1 protein-coding gene is annotated in these 2,933 nt (G+C 71.2%); it reads right to left on the reverse strand.

Features of this window, described 5'->3' with window-relative positions; all coding sequences use genetic code 11:
• Positions 1-2,933 (reverse strand): condensation domain-containing protein (locus tag FNH05_RS35465; RefSeq protein ID WP_246128138.1); only part of this gene is annotated, 2,933 nt, incomplete at both ends.

Here is a 2,933-nt window from a genome sequence, read left to right on the forward strand (position 1 = left end):
CTCCAACACGATGCGGTACTGCTCGGCCATCCGCCGCACGGTGTCCGCGCGGAACAGCCGTGTGTCGTAGGCGAGCTGGAGCGACAGCATCCGGCCCGGCACCGCCACGAGCGTCAGCGGGAAATTCGTCCGGTCCACCGACGCGGCGGCCTGGACGGTCAGCTCGGCCGGGCGGTCCTCTCCCTTCGCCTCCGGGTAGTTCTCGAACACCACGACGCTCTCGAACAGTGGCGTGTCCCGCGGAACGCCGGTCCATCCCTGGATCTTCACCAGGGACGTGTACTCGAACTGACGTAGTTCGGCCAGCCGCTCCTGCACCTGCCGCAGCCACTCCCCCACCGGGGCTCGCGACGGGACGCCGAGCCGGACGGGCAGCGTGTTGATGAACATCCCGACCGTGGTCTCGGCGTCGGGGAGGTCCACCGGACGGCCGGCCACCGTCATCCCGAAGACGACGTCGTCCGCACCCGAGTACCGGCTCAGCAGCACCGCCCAGGCGGACTGCACCAGCGTGTTCAGCGTGATCCGGTGCCGCTGCGCCAGCTCTCGCAACGCTGTCGACTCCTCTTCGCCGAGCACGATCTGGTGGAACGTAGAGCTTTCGGCGTCGTCGGGCCCTTCCTCGGGCTCGTCGATCGCCAGGCGCAGCGGCGCGGTGTAGCCGGCGAGCAGTTCCCGCCAGAACGTCTCCGCGCCTGCCTCGTCCTGCCGCCGCAGCCAGGCGATGTACTCCCGGAACGGCCGGGCCGGGGGCAGCTCGGCCGGCCGTCCCTGCCGCAGCGCCGTGTACGCGGTGAGGAACTCGGACAGCACCTGCTGGAACGACCAGCCATCCAGCAGCAGGTGGTGGTTGGTGAAGACGAACCGGTGCAGTGCGTCGCCCAGCCGGATCAGGTGGAACCGGAGCAGCGGTGCCCTTTCCAGGTCGAAGCCGCGCGCGCGGTCCTCCCGCATGAGCCGGGCGAGCTCGGCTCGCTGCTCCTCAGTGGACAGACCGCGCCAGTCCCGCCGTTCCCACGATGGCGTCACGCCGTGGTGGACGACCTGGACGGGAGAGGCCAGCCCGTTCCAGTGGAACGAGGTGCGCAGCACCGGATGGCGGTCGATCACCAGCTGCCAGGCCGCGCGTAGCGCGGGCTCGTCGAGCGGGCCGGCCAGCTCACTGCTCAGCTGTTCGACGTAGACGCCGGTGCCCGGCGCGTAGAGGGCGTGGAACAGCATGCCTTCCTGCATCGGGGAAAGCGGGTAGACGTCTTCGATCCCACGGTCGCCCCCGAGCAGCCTGTCCAGTGTGGACTGATCGAGCCCGGCCAGCGGGAAGTCGGCCGGAGTCCGGCCTCCGGCCTGCGGTTCCCGGCAGTGCGCGATCAGGTCCCGCAGCCGGCAGGCGAACCGCTCGGCCAGCGCCGCGACGGTCTCCCGCCGGTGCAGGCCGGTGCTGTAACTCCAAGTCACCTCCAGCCGTCCCCGGCCGATGACGGCCGTGATCGACAGCGGGTGCTCGCGGGGCTCGCGCGGATCGTGCATCGGCCCGGCGTCTTCGGGCGCGGATTCCCACAGCCCCGCGCCATCCCCGCCCTGGTCGAACTGGCCGAGGTAGTTGAAGACCACCGCCGGGCGGGGCGCCGCGCGCAGTTCCGGGTCGCCGGCGTGGTGACGCAGGAGGCCGTAGCCGAGTCCGCGGCGCGGCACCGCCCGCAGCTGCTCCTTGACCCGCTTGAGCATCGCGCCCTGGTCGTCGTCGGCACCGAGGTCGAGCACCACCGGGTAGAGGGTGGTGAACCAGCCCACCGTGCGGGTGACGTCGACGTCCGACGGCACGTCCTCGCGGCCGTGGCCTTCCAGCTCGATGGCGACCCGGCGGGTGCCCAGCCACGGGGCCAGTGCCTGGGCCAGCGCCGAGAGCAGGGCATCGTTGATCTGGGTGCGGTACACCGGCGGGACGTCCTGCAGCAGGGCGCGGGTCTCGTCGGTGGAAAAGTCCACCCGCACCGACGCGGTGGACGAAACGAGGTTGGCCGCCTCGCCGCCGGGGAAGTCGAAGGGGACGGCCGGGCCGACCGCGCGTTGCGTCTCCAGCCAGTAGTCCCGTTCCGCGGCGATCTCGTCGCTGCCCGCGAACTCCGCCAGAGCCCTTGCCCAGTCCCGGAAGGCGGTCGTCTTCGCCGGGAGGCCGGCCTGCTTCCCGGAGGCGAACCGCCGGTAGGCGTGTTCGAGGTCTTCGAGCAGGATCCGCCAGGAAACCCCGTCCACGGCCAGGTGGTGGATGACGAGCAGGAGCCGGCCGGGCCGGTCGTCGCCGAGGTCGAACCACACCGCCCCGAGTAGCAGCCCACCGCCGAGGTCGATACTCGCTTGTGCTTGCGCGGCCAGGGTTTCGAGCGCGGCGGACTGCTCCTCGGGCGGGATTCCCCGCAGCGATTCGACCCGCAGGATGCGGTCCGGCAGCCCCTCGGTCCCGGCCTGGTCGAGGCGTGCGCCTTGCCCGTCCGTGCTGAGCCGCAGCCGCAACGCGTCGTGATGGTGCACGAGCCGACGGAGTGCGTCCTCCAACGCGGCGACGTCGATCGGTTCCCTCGCCTTGAGCAGTGCCGACTGGTTGTAGTGGTGGGGTGCGGGCAGCGGCATCTCGGCGAACGCGGCCAGGATCGGCGTCAGGGGCACCGGGCCGGTCACGACGCCCTGCTCGGCGGCGGTCCGCTCGGCCTCGGCGGGCACGGCCGCCTCGGCCAGTTCACGAACGGTTTGCCGTTCGAAGACCTGCTTCGGAGTGAGGGTCCAGCCCGCGGCCCGCATCCGGGCGACGACCTGGAGGCTGAGGATGGAGTCTCCGCCGAGGGTGAAGAAGTTGTCGTGGCGGCCGATGGGTGTGGTGTGGAGGACGTGTTGCCAGATCTCGGCGAGCCGGGTTTCGATCTCACCCTCGGGTGGTG

Source organism: Amycolatopsis rhizosphaerae (assembly GCF_007713715.1).
Lineage (GTDB): Bacteria > Actinomycetota > Actinomycetes > Mycobacteriales > Pseudonocardiaceae > Amycolatopsis_E > Amycolatopsis_E rhizosphaerae.